Annotated in this window: 15 protein-coding genes and 1 riboswitch; of the genes, 5 read left to right on the forward strand and 10 right to left on the reverse strand. The window is 57.0% G+C overall.

From position 1 onward, the window contains the following. Positions 1-7: 7 nt before the first annotated feature. From KGP25_RS08430 to KGP25_RS08445, 4 genes are all read right to left on the reverse strand, one after another. Entirely contained in the window at positions 8-1,564 is a 1,557-nt protein-coding gene (locus KGP25_RS08430; protein WP_223540249.1) for an MFS transporter, read from the reverse strand. Positions 1,565-1,603: 39 nt separating this feature from the next. Continuing rightward, a complete protein-coding gene (locus KGP25_RS08435) occupies positions 1,604-2,968 on the reverse strand; it encodes a glycoside hydrolase family 28 protein (RefSeq protein WP_223540250.1) in 1,365 nt (454 codons plus the stop codon). Positions 2,969-3,187: 219 nt separating this feature from the next. Continuing rightward, complete coding sequence (locus KGP25_RS08440) at positions 3,188-4,867, reverse strand: hypothetical protein (RefSeq protein WP_223540251.1); 1,680 nt, start codon at positions 4,865-4,867, stop codon at positions 3,188-3,190. A gap of 163 nt (positions 4,868-5,030) precedes the next feature. Next, the gene (locus KGP25_RS08445; RefSeq protein ID WP_048027328.1) at positions 5,031-6,032 is read right to left on the reverse strand and encodes a magnesium transporter; all 1,002 of its coding nucleotides are present in this window, start codon (positions 6,030-6,032) and stop codon (positions 5,031-5,033) included. A gap of 60 nt (positions 6,033-6,092) precedes the next feature. Next, positions 6,093-6,262: riboswitch (M-box (ykoK) riboswitch) on the reverse strand. Positions 6,263-6,421: 159 nt separating this feature from the next. On the opposite strand from KGP25_RS08445, the gene KGP25_RS08450 reads away from it, so the two are divergent. Continuing rightward, the gene (locus KGP25_RS08450; RefSeq protein WP_111966941.1) at positions 6,422-6,925 is read left to right on the forward strand and encodes a DedA family protein; all 504 of its coding nucleotides are present in this window, start codon (positions 6,422-6,424) and stop codon (positions 6,923-6,925) included. Between the two features lies 1 nt (position 6,926). Here the strand turns inward: KGP25_RS08450 and KGP25_RS08455 are convergent, their stop codons facing one another. After that, the gene (locus KGP25_RS08455; protein ID WP_223540252.1) at positions 6,927-7,676 is read right to left on the reverse strand and encodes an SDR family oxidoreductase; all 750 of its coding nucleotides are present in this window, start codon (positions 7,674-7,676) and stop codon (positions 6,927-6,929) included. A 100-nt stretch (positions 7,677-7,776) separates the two neighbouring features. Between KGP25_RS08455 and KGP25_RS08460 the strand changes: the two genes are divergently transcribed. Beyond that, positions 7,777-8,136: a helix-turn-helix domain-containing protein gene (locus KGP25_RS08460; RefSeq protein ID WP_063621345.1), complete on the forward strand. Its 360-nt coding sequence runs from the start codon at positions 7,777-7,779 to the stop codon at positions 8,134-8,136. Position 8,137: 1 nt separating this feature from the next. Here KGP25_RS08460 and KGP25_RS08465 read toward each other — a convergent pair whose 3' ends face one another. Then, positions 8,138-8,932: an SDR family oxidoreductase gene (locus KGP25_RS08465; protein WP_223540253.1), complete on the reverse strand. Its 795-nt coding sequence runs from the start codon at positions 8,930-8,932 to the stop codon at positions 8,138-8,140. Between the two features lie 124 nt (positions 8,933-9,056). Continuing rightward, positions 9,057-9,500: a helix-turn-helix domain-containing protein gene (locus KGP25_RS08470; RefSeq protein WP_045908316.1), complete on the reverse strand. Its 444-nt coding sequence runs from the start codon at positions 9,498-9,500 to the stop codon at positions 9,057-9,059. 152 nt (positions 9,501-9,652) lie between these two features. Between KGP25_RS08470 and agp the strand changes: the two genes are divergently transcribed. Further along, complete coding sequence (gene agp, locus KGP25_RS08475; RefSeq protein ID WP_104948910.1) at positions 9,653-10,894, forward strand: bifunctional glucose-1-phosphatase/inositol phosphatase; 1,242 nt, start codon at positions 9,653-9,655, stop codon at positions 10,892-10,894. 33 nt (positions 10,895-10,927) lie between these two features. On the opposite strand, the gene KGP25_RS08480 is transcribed toward agp, so the two are convergent. Then, on the reverse strand, positions 10,928-11,155 hold the full coding sequence (locus KGP25_RS08480) for a YccJ family protein (RefSeq protein ID WP_008499832.1): 228 nt from the start codon (positions 11,153-11,155) through the stop codon (positions 10,928-10,930). A 20-nt stretch (positions 11,156-11,175) separates the two neighbouring features. After that, positions 11,176-11,772 (reverse strand): NAD(P)H:quinone oxidoreductase, encoded by a 597-nt coding sequence (gene wrbA, locus KGP25_RS08485; RefSeq protein ID WP_006809323.1) that lies wholly within the window; start codon positions 11,770-11,772, stop codon positions 11,176-11,178. Positions 11,773-12,163: 391 nt separating this feature from the next. Here wrbA and KGP25_RS08490 point away from each other — a divergent pair, with 391 nt between their 5' ends. Beyond that, positions 12,164-12,334: a general stress protein gene (locus KGP25_RS08490; protein ID WP_023311077.1), complete on the forward strand. Its 171-nt coding sequence runs from the start codon at positions 12,164-12,166 to the stop codon at positions 12,332-12,334. A 117-nt stretch (positions 12,335-12,451) separates the two neighbouring features. After that, the gene (locus KGP25_RS08495) at positions 12,452-13,372 is read left to right on the forward strand and encodes a DMT family transporter (RefSeq protein ID WP_223540254.1); all 921 of its coding nucleotides are present in this window, start codon (positions 12,452-12,454) and stop codon (positions 13,370-13,372) included. A 106-nt stretch (positions 13,373-13,478) separates the two neighbouring features. Here the strand turns inward: KGP25_RS08495 and rutG are convergent, their stop codons facing one another. Further along, the gene (gene rutG / locus KGP25_RS08500; protein ID WP_223540255.1) at positions 13,479-14,801 is read right to left on the reverse strand and encodes a pyrimidine utilization transport protein G; all 1,323 of its coding nucleotides are present in this window, start codon (positions 14,799-14,801) and stop codon (positions 13,479-13,481) included. Positions 14,802-14,803: the final 2 nt, after the last annotated feature.

A 14,803-nucleotide genomic window follows, 5' to 3' on the forward strand; every position in this document is an offset into this window, starting at 1 on the left:
CGGAACATCAGGCATTTTTCAGTTGTACGGTCGAACGGGATTTCATCTGGCTACGATTGACGTGGCCCACCGTGTTCTGCCCCCAGCACTGCTCGTAAGGTAAGCCGGTCAGACTTTCAATCACGGCTCTGTTTTCAGCGCTGACAGCGTCTTTCTTTTCGCCACGTTTGAGGCGTGCAACCTCGTCGTTAAGGATGGCATGAGTACGGCTGTTCACCTTGAACTGGAAGGCCGACCATATCCCCCAGAGCGTGAGCACAACGGGGAGCGCAATCATGATAATCACGATCATTGTGATGGCCGTTCCCGGCTGGTGGCTCTGCCCTGAAACGAAGCCGGAGAGTTGCAACGCAACGCCGACCAGGAAGATTGACAGCGCCTGGGAGGCTTTACGCAACAGACTCATAAAGCCAGCAAAGATCCCTTCGCGGCGGCTGCAGGTGAGGATTTCATCCACGTCCGCCACAAAGGTATAGTTGTTCCACGGGATCGCGTAGATCCCCCCGCGCGCCAGACCCGCAATCCCTGCCGTCAGATAGAGCAGGGCCATACTGGTAGAGCCGTTTACCCATGCCGCGCCGAAAAGGAGAAAAGCCAGAAGGGCAAGTGTTGCCTGGGTGGCGAACGCGCGTGAGGGTGAGAAACGCAGCGTGAGCCAGGTTGCTACACCGACGCCAAAGAACTGCATGCCGTTGATGGTCGCCAGGAGGTTAGAGGCCATGACCGGTGTGGTCATCAGGGCGAAGACGACGAAGTAGGTAAATACCGAATTGAAGATATCCTGGGCAACGGAGCCGCCCAGATACATCCCCAGGTGCGAGCGGAAGGTTTTTATTTTCAGCGTGGACAGGAAGTCGTAGCAGATGGCGTGAACGCGGGCGAGGAGCGGCTGCTTTTCCCCCTCGTCAACGTGACGCTCGCATTGCTCTATCTCATCAAGCGAGCGTTCCCAGGTACCGAAGTAGACAAAGAACAGGACGACCATAAATGAGAGCGTGAAGATCGCGCCGGCATAAAAGAACGAATCTGCGGAGTCTGAACCAAAATAAGCCACCAGCCGTCCCGGCAGAAAGGCGGCGGCAAATCCCGCCAGTTGGGCGATATACATACGGGCGCTGGTCAGCTTCGAACGCTTGCCAAAATCGGAGGTCATTTCTGCTGAGAGCGTATCGTAAGGGATAATAATCATCGAATAGACGATTTCGAACAGAATATAGACCAGCAGATAGATCCAGTAGTTAAACCCCTCTACCCACAGCAGGCTGTAGACCGACACCAGTGGAATACTGACCAACAAGAAGAAGCGGCGACGACCAAAACGACGGCCCAGCCGGGTTTTATGGAAGTTATCGGAGACATAGCCCATCAGCGGACACATGATGACGTCGACAATGCGCGCCACGGCAAACAGCGAGCCTGCTTCAATCGGCGTTAAGCCGCAGAAGGTGGTCAGGAAGAAGAGTAACCATGCGCTCACCAGCGTGAACGCGCCAGAGCCTATTACATCAGCAAGACCATAACAAACGTAGTTATGCAGCTTTATTTCACGTACTTTTTTTATCATTTTTATCCCCAGTGACGAAGTCGTCCAAAGGTTCCACCTTTATGCACAGGCGGAGTCGGTGACGAGGTTCTGAACGTTAAGCAGGACGGTTTTTTCCGCGTTCCAGCCTGCAGGCAAGGGCACCGGTCGGCAGAGGTGCGTGGCGCAGAGCCGCAGCCCGCTTACGCCGTTGGCGTAAAAAATGGGCATACCGCCAGGGTAGGGCTCTACCCCATGCGCACGGCCGGTAGACGGATTGATGTTGTAGGCGTTGTCCAGCCCCATTCCGGTGGGACGCGCGGGGTTGCACGGCGGACGAATATCGTAGAAGCCTTGTTCCTGCGAGTCGCTGAGGCATTGTTCAACGCAGAGGCCATTAAACATGACGTCGCGAATGTTGCCCGGCGTGTCGCTGTGCAGGTTAATCGCGCCTTCAGCGTGGCCTGCAAGGTTACTGAAAATGACGTTTTCGATGGTGCCAGGCTGAACCTCTGGTGCACGGTGGCGTACCGAAATATAGATCGGATCGGCTTTTCCCCAGTGACAGGGATGGCCGTGACGGCAGTCAAACAGAATATTGCTGAACACCAGCCGTTGAAAACGCCCCCCATCACGTGAAACCAGCCCAATACCCCGGTTGGACTCAAAAATCGTGCAGTTGCTGACGGTGATGTTCTCAATATCGGCAAAGGTTTCCGTACCGATTTTGATGGCGCAGCTTTTGGAACGCACAATACAGTTGTTCACCGTTACGTTACGAATGGGCTGCTGTAGCGGCGCGGGTTTCCGGGTGGTTTTCAGGCAAATCCCGTCGTCGGCGGCGCTGAAGTAGCTGTCGCTGATATGGACGTGCTGGCAACTGTCGATATCGAGCGCATCGGTGTTGGCGAGCGCCAGGTCATTATCAATGGTGATGTTCCGGACAAAAACGTGGTTGCAGCTCACCAGGTGAGCGGTCCACATCGGCGAGTTATGCAGGGTAATATCCTGCAGGCGTACCTGTTCGCAGCCTTCAAACACCACCAGTCGCGGGCGCTGTGATTTAGGCTGGCGATAGCCCTGGTCATCCGCATCTGATGAAAACCAGCTTGCGGCGTCTCCATCAATTTTTCCTTCTCCACTCAGGGTGATGTGCTGCTCGCCACGGGCGTAAAGGAGCGCCATGTTTGACATTTCTGCGAGCGTCACCGTCTCCGAATGCTGGTAATCGGCAGGGTTTGCGCTGGCGCGCAGGCAGGCACCGGCTTCCAGATGCAGGGTAAAATGAGAGGGTAAAACCAGCGTACCGGTGAGCCAGATGCCGGGCGTCACGACCAGCGTTCCGCCCCCGGCGGAGGCTATCTCATCGATAAGCTGTTGCAGTTGCGCCGTCAGTACCGTATTGCCACTGCGATCGAGTGGCGCATTGTCTAAAGAAATTTTCATCGTCATTCCTGTTCATCAACATGATGACCAGGATTTAACGCGTTTTTACCGTCGCCGGAGTGCGCAGAAACGGTGCTTCTTGACGTAACGGTGAAGCACTTCACGTTTGATTTCTGAAGGACAATTAATTATTGAAAATTGTCACATTTCGCGTTTTTTCAGACCGAAAGGGTGTTGCAAAAAAGAGAAATCGTGGTTGCCAGGTACGCGGGTGAGGGGTTATGAACGCCCTCTCAGCGACGTTAATTCATGGCTCAGACTGTCAGCCAGCGCACGTACCCGCGAGGCATCAAATAACACATGCAAACCGGGTGAGGCGTCAGCGTGTTTCTGGCAGTAATCCTCCATTTCACAGGCGCATCGATAAAGCTCCTGAATATTGATATGGCTAATCTCCTGCATACTCCAGCTGTTCTCGACCTCACGGGCATAGCGCAGCGTGAAGAACGCCTTTTGCGCATGTAAAAAGAGACGACAATAGAGGGTCAAGCCCTGCCACTCTTCATACCAGCGACGTTCAAGCGAGCGGGGAAACGCGGCGCGTTTTACGAAATGCAGTGCCGCTTCCTGGAGCGCGGCGGCAGCGTTGTCCGCCTCGTCTTTCTCCCTTGCGATACGTGACAGGCAAGCGGCGGACGTTTCTGGATCGTTGCGATCGAAGGTGATTGTCCGTTCTGAGCCGGGCAGCCAGTAATTGCGGTTTAGCTGGCCGTAAAGGCTCCACACCGCCTGGCCATAGCTTTCGGGTACCTGGCTGTGACGATGGAAAACGTGCTTGCGGACATAAATAGCGCTGTATAACACCTGCCCCGCTTGCTCAAGCAGGGAACAAAATGTCTCAAAGGTCTGCTCGTCGGGTTGCCAGCCATAGCTTTCGTGTAGCCAGTCGGTCATCAGCTGCGCTTTCGTCAGCGTTGTCCCCTCGTTGCTTAGCATTCTGCTGCAGGCCACCAGATTACATTCGCTGAGCGTCCCCATGATCCAATGGTTATCCAGACTTTCCCAGCTCACTTTGCATACCGCGCCAGTGATGGCCGGGTTACTGCGACACCAGAGCAACCGCCCCTGGAGTTCATCAATACGCGGGAATAGAAAGATGCCCCAGCCAACCTCTTCCCCGACCAGGTCGATCTCTGTCCAGACCTCGCGCTCCCGAACCTCCAGCAGTGCGGGGTTATTAGGAAAGGATGGCCAGAAACGTTCGGGTGTGAGCTTGATCGAGACGCTGACGCTCGCCGGTAAGGGACGGATGGCCTCCAGCACGTTGCCAAGATCGTGGTTATCCGCCGGAAATACACGCAGCACCAGATGTTTATTTTCCTGCTGCATCACGCGGGAGAGGGCAGTGAAGCAGCAGTTATAAATCATGAAGCTGCGATCGTCGCGTTGTAACGGGGCGGATTTTTCCGTTGATGACTGCTCCCAACTCGGGCGTGAGACTGGCAGCAATCCGTCGGTATTAGAAATCGCAATCATCAGGCCGCTGAGAGACGGAATGCGCTGGCAGATCTGCGAAATCTTATCCGCAAGGTAACTGCACCAGAAGTCGACGTCGAAGCGTACACCCTGGTTGGGATCAAACAGGTGCGGATGGGAAAGCAAGAGATCGGTTGGAAAGTTGAGCTCTTTGGCCTGAAGGTAAAATCGCAGCCCCTGACGTCGGCACAGCTGGCCCAGGCGGTTGAGATAAACGCAGCGCGCCCGCTGCTGGCTGGATAAGCGGTCATTGTAGTGATGTGGCGTATACCCTTTCGGTGTGGCAAGCAGATTAAAGAGGTCAGCCTGCCCGACAATAAGGGTATTGAAGCCATGGGCTACAGCCCACTCCACCAGTTCACCGGTTTTATTCCAGTCCCAGTAAGCCTGGGTATTCAGTTCTACCGCTCGCGTCTGCCACATATCCCTATCCATTCGTCCGACGAAAACAGGGTTACTATCTCGCTTTATTTATGCTTTTCGCAAGCAGAGCAATACGTTCCGGAATATATAAAGACGAACTGACCGCTCAGTTCGTCAGTAAGGTGTGTTCAACCTCCAGTGGGAGGTTGAGGCGCGCGATCGTTCACTCCAGCCCCAGCGTATATTGCGCGATCTTAAAGTAGATAATCAGCCCGGTACCGTCGATCAGCGTCGCGATAAACGGCGCGGAGACGACCGCCGGGTCAATGCCGCAGCGCTTGAGCACCATTGGAATGACGGACGAGACAATGGCGCTCCACAGCGTAATGCAGACCAGCGTCAGGCTGACGATGAGCGTTATTTCCAGCCCTATTCCCATCATCCAGGCGCGGATGCACCCGGCAAGACCCAGCGTGGCGGCAATCATCAGCGAGGTGGTCATCTCTTTACGCAGCACGCGGCCCACGTCGCGCAGACGCACTTCTCCCAGCGCCATGGCGCGCACCAGGGTGGAGGTGATCTGCGTCCCGCTGTTGCCGCCCGTGCCGATCAGCAGCGGAATGAAGAACGCCAGCGCGATGGCGGACTCCAGCGCCTCTTCAAAATGCTGAATAACCGAGCTGGTGTAGGCTTCGGCGACAAACAGCAGCAGCAGCCAGACGGAGCGTTTTTTCCACAGGCTATACGGGCTGGTCTCCAGATAGGGCTTCTCCAGGGGGAGCGTCGCCCCCTGAAGCTGGGCATCTTCGGTGACGTCATCTTCCAGCAGATGGGCGATTTCGCGCTCGGTCAGGCAGCCGACGAGCTTGCCGTGGGTGACCACGGGCACCACATCCGCGCCGCCGTGCGCCAGCAGTCCGGCAACATCGGCACGTTCATCCTCCGGTTTGACCTGCAAAAACTGCGAAATCATCAGCGACTTCACCGGCTGCACCGTATCGGTGGTCTGCAGCAATTTGCGCACGGCAACCATCCCCGCCAGGCGGCCATGGTCTTCGATAAAAATATGCGACGGAATATCATCGTCTTTTAATTTTTCGAAGAATTGCTCGCGCGCCAGCGCCACGCATAATGCCATATCGAGGACGATAAAATCGGTATTCATATATTGCGCGATCGCGCTGTCATTGAATGCCAGGTTTTGGTTGTGAATAGCGTAAGACATAGTGAATTCCCTTTGAATAATAAAATCTCTCAGGGGCGAGCAAGACAGGGCATGTCGAAGAGGAGATCCCCACGTCCTGGGTTCAGCACTGTACACCGTATCCCGCGAGGGAAGTTATACTGACAAAGCCTTGATTCGACAGTGCCTGTTTTACCCTGTGTCGATTCTCTCGAACCTACCAGAGCGATAACGTGTATTTGTACAGGAGCCTCGCCATAACGAGATCGTTGTAAAACGAGAGGAATAATACGCTTATTTAACGTTGCCGCTCAGGAATTTAAAAAATGTTTAAGAACGGTTTAGGAGAATATTATTAATGGAATGTTGAGGGTTTATTTAAGGTTATTCATTTTAAATGGAGAATTAAATAATTAACGGGGGAGGGGAAAATGGCGTGGCTTGATAATCTGCTGAATCATTTTGCGCTGTATCCGGCACATCTGTTCGCGCTGTTATTTATGATGGCGCTGAGCAAGTCGACGGTGCTGATCTCCTCCGTGCTGCCGCCCGCCTCGGTCATGCTGCTGGCGGGCATTACCGTCAGCCAGGCAAGCATGCATCCTGCCCTGGCGTGGCTGGCCGTGGTGATGGGGGCAACGGCGGGCTCGGCGCTGAACTACCACTTAGGGCAGCGGATGGGGCACACGCGCTGGATGACCCGCTTCACGGCAAAACACGCCGGTAAATTTCTGCGGGTGCAGCATCAGCTACAAAAAAACGGGGTGCTGGTGCTGTTCACCGCGCGCTTCCTGGCGGTACTGCGCTACATCGTGCCGCTGGCGGCAGGCATGCTCAGGCTGAACGTGGTGAAAGTTTACGGCGTGAGCCTGGCCTCTGCCGGCGTATGGGCGGCGCTGTATGTCGGCATCGTCACCGGCATCAGCGCCTTTTGAGTTACAGGCTCCCCATTCCGCCGTCCACCAGCAGTTCTGTTCCTACAGTGTAGCTCGACTCGTCGGAGGCAAGATAGAGCGCGGCTTTTGCCAGCTCCGTCGTCGAGCCCATTCTGCCCAGCGGCACCAGCGTGATGATCTCCGCCATCATTGCGTTAAGCGCCTCTTCGCTTAAGCCTGTTTTCGTAAAGGCCGGGGTTTCCACCGGACCGGGGCTCAGGCCGTTGACGCGGATCCCGCGCGGCAGCAACTCCGCCGACAGCGTTCGCGCCAGCGACAGCAGGGCGGCCTTGCTCGCGGCATACACGCTGCTGGTGGGCAGGCCGATGCGCGCGCTCACGGAGCCGCAGAGGATCACCGACGACGGGTTATTCAGCAGCGGCAGCAGCGCCTGGATTAAAAAGAACGGTCCCTTCAGGTTGATGTTCATCAGACGGTCCCAGGCCTCTTCCTGCCAGGCTTCCAGCGGCGCGTGCGTCACGTCGCCGGCGTTGAGAAAGACCGCGTCCAGGCGTGGCCAGCGGGCGGCGAGGGTTGCCGCCAGCGCTTTTTGCGACGCGATATCGCCCGCATCGGTTGGGATCACCCAGGCCTTATCGCCCAGAATGCGCTCTGCTTCGGCGAGGGTGTCCGGGTTGCGTCCGGTCACGGCGACGCGCGCCCCTTCGGCGATAAATGCCTGCGCGGTGGCGAGACCGATACCGCTGGTGCCGCCGGTAATCAACGTATACTTATCGGTTAAACGACCCATGTTCTTCTCCTGAAATGTCACTGGAGAAAGTACTATAGAAACGTTAGTATCGAAAGGAAACCAGGTACCAAATGGATACTAAAGAGGCAAGAGGTGTGCTATGGCAGAAATGCTGGAGGAGTGCTGTGAAAAAAAATCTGAGGCCTATACCTGCCCGATGACGCAGTTTGTAAACCTGATTTCCGGCAAATGGGCAATCCCGATCCTCTATCGTCTTATTGTGATTAACACGCCTGTCCGCTTTGGCGACCTGCTGCGGGCGGCTGCCCCCATCACCCAGAAAGAGCTGACGAAGCAGTTGCGTCTGTTTGAACAGCGCGGGCTGGTGACGCGGACGGTTTATCCGGAGATCCCGCCGCGCGTGGAGTATCAGATTACCGGGCTGGGGTTAACCCTGCAGGATGCGCTCTCGCCGCTGGCCGCCTGGATGAGCGAGTACGGCGACCAGCTTCAGCGTTAGGCTACTGTTTTACGTAGCGCGGGGCCGGGATGCCGGTGCGCGCGCTGCTAAACAGCTCAAGGCGCGCCGCTTCGTAGCGGTCCCACAGGCCTGCATCATGCATCGGTGGGATGGTGATCGGTTCGCCCTGATCCAGACCCGCCAGCGACGCATCCACCAGATCGTCGGTGGTCATTACCGATCCTTCCGGCAGATCGTCCACCGTGACGCCTGAATGGCTCCAGATCTCCGTCGCGGTGGCGGCGGGCAGCACGGCCTGAATGCGCACGCTGCTGTCGGCAAATTCTTCCTGTAACCCACGGGTAAAGCTCAATACCCACGCCTTCGTGGCGCTGTAGAGCGCGCTGCCCGCCCGGACGTGCAGCGCCAGCACGGACGCGATATTGATCAGCGTGCCGCGATTGTTCTGTGCCAGGCGCGGCAGGATGGCGTAGGTCAGACGCATCAGCGCCGTGGTGTTCAGGGTGTTAATGGCCTGATGCTGCGCCACCTCGCCCGCGAGGAACGGTGCCATCTGCGCGGTGCCCGCGTTGTTAATCAGCGTATCAATGGCGGTATTGCTGCGCAGTTCGTCTTCCACCGCGCGGATCCCGGCTTCATCGGTGAGATCGGCCACCAGAATATCGACGGCCACGCCATAGCGTGCGCGCAGGTCGGCGGCGAGGGCTTTCAGGCGATCCTCGCGGCGGGCGACCAGGACCAGGTTAGCACCGCGCGCGGCAAGGCGATCGGCATAGACGGCACCGATCCCGGAAGAGGCACCCGTAATCAGGGCGGTGGTGATTTGCGTAGTCATCGTGCATTACCTCAGGCAAAGTGGGTTATTTGGTTTCAATATGAAACTGAATTAACTCTCGGCTATTTGGTTTTATAATGCAACCATATTGGCGATCATTTTGTGCTTTTGCCGTCGGGAACGGTCAGGAGGGGAGTTTAGCCACGATCTCTTCAGGCGTCAGTTCGCGGCCATCGTCGGCGATAAGCGCCAGTTTACGCAGGGGTTTGCGCTGTTCGCTATCGACCAGCACGGTGCCGCATTCGTTTTCCGCGAACAAAAATTCATTGCCCCACTGGGACAGGGCAACCAGCACGGTTTGCAGGGCGCGTCCCTTGTCGGTCAGGACGTATTCCTGCCAGGCGCTGCCGTCGGAGGCGGGCTGAAGCCGGAGAATGCCTTCGTCTACCAGCAGCTTGAGCCGCGTGGTCAGCATGTTTTTCGCGATACCGAGGCTTTTCTGAAACTCGCCGAAGCGTTTAATCCCGCGGAGCGCGTCGCGGACGATCAGCAGCGACCACCAGTCGCCGATGATATCCAGCGAACGGGCGACGGGGCAGGTGCTCTCTTCAAGGCGGGTACGTTTCACAGCGAATTCTCCGGTGGGGTATGGTTTTATTATAAAACTAATCCATACACACCGTAAGCACGTTAATCATCAGTTTGAGAAATGCTTCCCGGAAAATTGTGACGAATCTGTCACACTGAGCGCGACATTTTAAAACGAGTGAGGAATTAGGGATGAGAAAAGCACTACTCGCGCTGGCAGTCGCCGGTTCCATTTCAGCAACGTTTGGCGTGCAGGCGCAAGAGACGCCGGAAGGGTATCAGCTGGAGCAAGTTTTAATCATGAGTCGCCATAACCTGCGCGCGCCGCTGGCTAACAACGGCAGCGTGCTGGAGCAGTCCACGCCGAAGCAGTGGCCGGAGTGGGAGGTGCCGGGCGGCCAGCTCACAACCAAAGGGGGCGTGCTGGAGGTCTATATGGGCCATTACATGCGCGAGTGGCTGGCGCAGCAGGGGATGGTGAAGACGGGAGAATGTCCACCGGCGGAGAGCGTTTACGCCTATGCTAACAGCCTGCAGCGCACCGTCGCCACCGCGCAATTCTTTATCACCGGCGCGTTCCCGGGCTGTGATGTGCCCGTGCACCATCAGGAAAAAATGGGCACCATGGATCCGACATTTAATCCGGTGATCACCGATAATTCGCCGGAATTCCGCGAAAAAGCGCTCAAGGCGATGGAGGCGGAACGGCAGAAAATGCAGCTAGGCGAAAGCTATAAGCTGCTGGAGCAGATGACGAACTACGCCGACTCGCCGTCCTGCAAAGAGAAAAAGGTCTGCTCGCTGGCGGACGCGAAAGATACCTTCAGCGCCGACTATGAAAAAGAGCCTGGCGTATCCGGGCCGCTGAAGGTGGGCAACTCGCTGGTGGATGCGTTCACGCTGCAGTATTACGAAGGCTTCCCGGCCGACCAGGTCGCCTGGGGAGAAATCAAAACCGACCAGCAGTGGCGCGTGCTGTCGAAGCTGAAGAACGGCTATCAGGACTCGCTGTTTACCTCCACCGAGGTGGCGCAAAACGTGGCGAAACCGCTGGTGAAATATATCGATAAAACGCTGGTTACCGACCAGGCGAAAGCGCCGAAAATCACCCTGCTGGTGGGGCATGATTCGAACATTGCTTCCCTGCTCACCGCCCTCGATTTCAAACCGTATCAGCTGCACGATCAGCAGGAACGTACCCCGATCGGCGGCAAGATTGTCTTCCAGCGCTGGCATGACAAAAATGCCAACCAGGAGCTGATGAAAATTGAGTATGTCTACCAGAGTTCAGAGCAGTTGCGCAACGCCAGCGTGCTGTCGCTGCAGTCTCCGGCACAGCGCGTGACGCTGGAGCTGAAGGGCTGCCCGGTGGATGCGAACGGCTTCTGTCCTGTTGATAAATTCAATGCGGTGATGAATAACGCGGCGAAGTAAGAGAGAACCCCCCGCTGCGGCGGGGGGAAACGCTTAGACGTTTTTACGTTCGATGGTTTGCTCACCCCAGAAGAGCGAGTCTTTGTCCGTTTTTTCGAAGGCGCGCACCAGCACCTCATCGTTACCTTCCTCCCAAATCTGCTCGGCCAGCTTTTCATCGTATTTCGCGACTTCAAAGATAGCTTCGGCAATCTCCGGAGAGGTGTTGCGTAAACTTGCCCATTCGCCCACGTGGTGAGCTTTGGATTCTTGAGTTGGCATGCTTGTCCTCCTGTTGGGTGTTAGCCGTTCAGTTTTTTGGCCAGACCCGCGACGTATTCACCCTGATAGCGGGCGATAGACAGTTCTTCATTGCTTGGCTGACGTGAGCCATCCCCACCGGCAATGGTGGTTGCGCCGTACGGCGTACCGCCGCGCACCTGGGAAACGTCAAACAGCTCCTGCGCGCCGTAGCCAATCGGCACAATCACCATCCCGTGATGAGCAAGGGTAGTCCAGGTTGAGGTAATCGTCTGCTCCTGACCGCCGCCGGTCCCGGTAGAGCTGAATACGCTGGCGAGTTTGCCGTAGAGCGCCCCGGATGCCCAAAGTCCGCCGGTTTGATCGAGGAAGGTGCGCATCTGGCCTGACATGTTGCCGAAGCGGGTCGGGGTGCCGAAGATAATGGCATCATAATCCGCCAGCTCCTGCGGGGTGGCGACCGGGGCGTTTTGCGTTTTTCCCCCGGCTTTCGCGAAGGCTTCCGCCTGCATGGTTTCCGGTACGCGTTTCACCACAACCTCTACGCCATCAACCCTGTTTGCACCTTCTGCTACCGCGTGAGCCATGGTTTCAATGTGTCCATACATGGAATAATAGAGCACCAGAACTTTTGCCATTTTGCTTCACTCCTCGTTGGTTTCTCTGACAGCGGATCGCTGCGCTCTTTTAAAGATATGTCATCACAGCCAGACTGCAAAAATGAACGCCATTTATTTGATTTATAACAACATGAGGAGAAAAATGGCTTTGTAGCAAAATGATACAACTTTCCCGGTGCGGATTTTTAAAATGATAAGAAAGGCTTATGGATTGCCGCCGCGTCATCTCACCCGAAAGACTGAGATCATGTTGCAGGATATTACCTTCGGCTTGCCGGATGACCTCATTCCACTAGGCTTAGTTTCACGCGGCACAGATAAAGGCGTTGTCCTTGAGCCGCGAGGTGAAAGAATCCTCTTTTACTGAATGCAATATGATGTCTAATGTTTCACATTCTGGAGGTTAGAGATGGCAAACCATCGTGGTGGTTCAGGTAATTTCGCAGAAGACCGTGAAAGAGCATCAGAAGCAGGCCGTAAAGGTGGCCAGCATAGCGGGGGTAACTTCAAGAATGACCCGCAACGCGCATCTGAAGCTGGCAAGAAAGGGGGGAAAAACAGCCACGGCAGCAGTAAGTAACACGCCGGGTTGAACCCCTGCCGCCGGGATATCCCGGCGGTTTTTTTATTTCTGCAACATTGAACTGTAACCAAAGGCAACGCACACTACAGAATTGTTCTCACTTGCTGGTGCCGCATGTCTGTCTCACGCTTTAAATTCTCCGTAAAACCGCAGGAAGCCATCCTCATTCTCATCACCATGTTCTGGGGCGGGACGTTTCTGGCCGTTCAGTACGCGGTGACCCTTAGCGATCCGTTCTTTTTTGTTGGTCTGCGCTTTGCAACGGCGGCGATAGCCGTGGGGCTAATATCCCTTAAAACGCTGCGGGGTCTGACGCTGAAAGAGCTTAAGGCGGGCGTGGCGATTGGGGTGGCGATCGCGATGGGCTACAGCCTGCAGACATGGGGATTGCAGACTATCTCCAGCAGCAAATCCGCGTTTATCACTGCTATGTATGTGCCGCTGGTGCCGCTACTACAATGGCTGTGCCTGGGGCGGCTGCCGGGTCTGATGTCCTGTATTGGCATCGTGCTGGCGTTTATCGGTCTGATTTTGCTTGCCGGGCCGGAAAACAATCTTCTGGCGCTGGGACAGGGTGAAATCATCACCCTGATTGGGGCCATTGCCATTGCGGCGGAGATTATTCTGATCAGCGCCTGGGCGGGCAAGGTGGACGTCAAACGGGTGACGGTGGTGCAGCTCGCCACGGCCTCGCTGGTGGCCTTTGCGACCATGGTGCCGGCAGGGGAGTCCGTGCCGCCGATGTCCACCGGCCTGGTCGTGGTGGCGCTGGGGCTGGGGATTTTCAGCGCCATTATCCAGGTCACCATGAACTGGGCGCAGCGCAGCGTATCGCCAACACGGGCAACGGTCATCTACACCGGCGAGCCGGTCTGGGCGGGCATTTTCGGGCGACTGGCCGGGGAACGTCTGCCGCTGCTGGCCCTGGTGGGCGCGGCGTTTATTGTCGCCGGGGTGCTGGTGAGCGAGTTGAAGTTAAAAAAACGACGTAAGGCGATTGCCGGGTTGGGCGCAGAACAAGGGGCAGATCGCTAGCAGCGTGCTGCCCGTTTTGCCCGGCGGCGCTTCGCTTGCGCGGGCCTACAACAGGCATGTAGGCCGGGTAAGCGTAGCGTCACCCGGCAAGAAAGCGACATTTATTTCAGGTGGAGGGACTGATGGCTTCTCCTTGCGTTTCATCCCCTTTCCGGCGGCTCAGCAGGGCGTTAAGCAGGATAGCGCCGAAGGTCGCCGTGCCAATCCCGCCGATCGTAAACCCGCCCAGCGTCAGGGCAAAATCGCCCGCGCCCAGCACCAGCGTAACGGCCACCATAATCAGGTTGCCGTTCTGGCTCAGATCGACCCGATGCTGCACCCAGATCCGCGCGCCAGCCACGGCGATCAGCCCAAACACCACGATTGAGGCTCCGCCGATCACCGGTGACGGAATGGTGTGGATCAGCGCGCCGAATTTCGGCGAGAAGCCGAGCAGCATCGCCATCACCGCCGCCGCGACAAAGACCAGCGTCGAATAGACTTTGGTCACCGCCATCACGCCGATATTCTCGGCATAGGTGGTGACGCCGCTGCCGCCGACTGAGCCCGAAAGCAGGGTCGCCAGCCCGTCGCCGACGAACGCGCGGCCCATGTACGGGTCCATACTGCGTCCGGTCATCCCCGCGACCGCCTTCAGGTGACCCAGGTTTTCCGCCACCAGGATAACGGCGACGGGGGCGATAAGCATCATCGCCTGGGTGTTAAAGGTGGGCGAGGTCACTTTCGGCAGGCCGAACCAGGCGGCCTGATGCAGCAGGGTAAAATCAACCGGCTTGCCGAGACCAAAAACGTTCGCCAGCAGGGCATACACCAGACAGGCAACAATCAGCCCGACCAGGATCAGCAGCCGCTGGATCATCCCTCGCGTGAACACCGCTACCAGGCCGATGCACAGCACGGTCACGACGGCCATCCAGCTTTCAAACGGCGAGCCGGAGACGCTCCTGACCGCGATCGGCGCAAGGTTAAGGCCGATCGCCATCACCACCGCGCCGGTGACCACCGGAGGCATCATTCGCTCTATCCAGCGCGTACCGATTTTCATCACCACCAGACCAATCAGGGTATACACCAGACCGCAGGCGATGATGCCGCCGAGGGCCACGCTCAGGTTGGGGTTGATTCCCTGGCCGTTAAATCCGGTGGTGGCGATCACCACGCCGACAAAGGCGGCGCTGGATCCCAGATAGCTGGGCACGCGCCCGCCGGTGACAAAAAAGAACAGCAGGGTGCCGATACCGGACATCAGAATCGAGAGGTTGGGATCGAGTCCCATCAGCATCGGCATCAGCACCGTGGCGCCAAACATGGCGACCGCGTGCTGGACGCCCATCACCATCGTCTGCCCGAGCGGGAGTCGTTCATCCGGCGCGACCACGCCAGCGTCTGTGGAGGTCGATTTCAACTGCCAGTGGGGAAATCCGAACATGG

The organism is Enterobacter sp. JBIWA003 (assembly GCF_019968825.1).
Classification (GTDB): domain Bacteria; phylum Pseudomonadota; class Gammaproteobacteria; order Enterobacterales; family Enterobacteriaceae; genus Enterobacter; species Enterobacter quasiroggenkampii.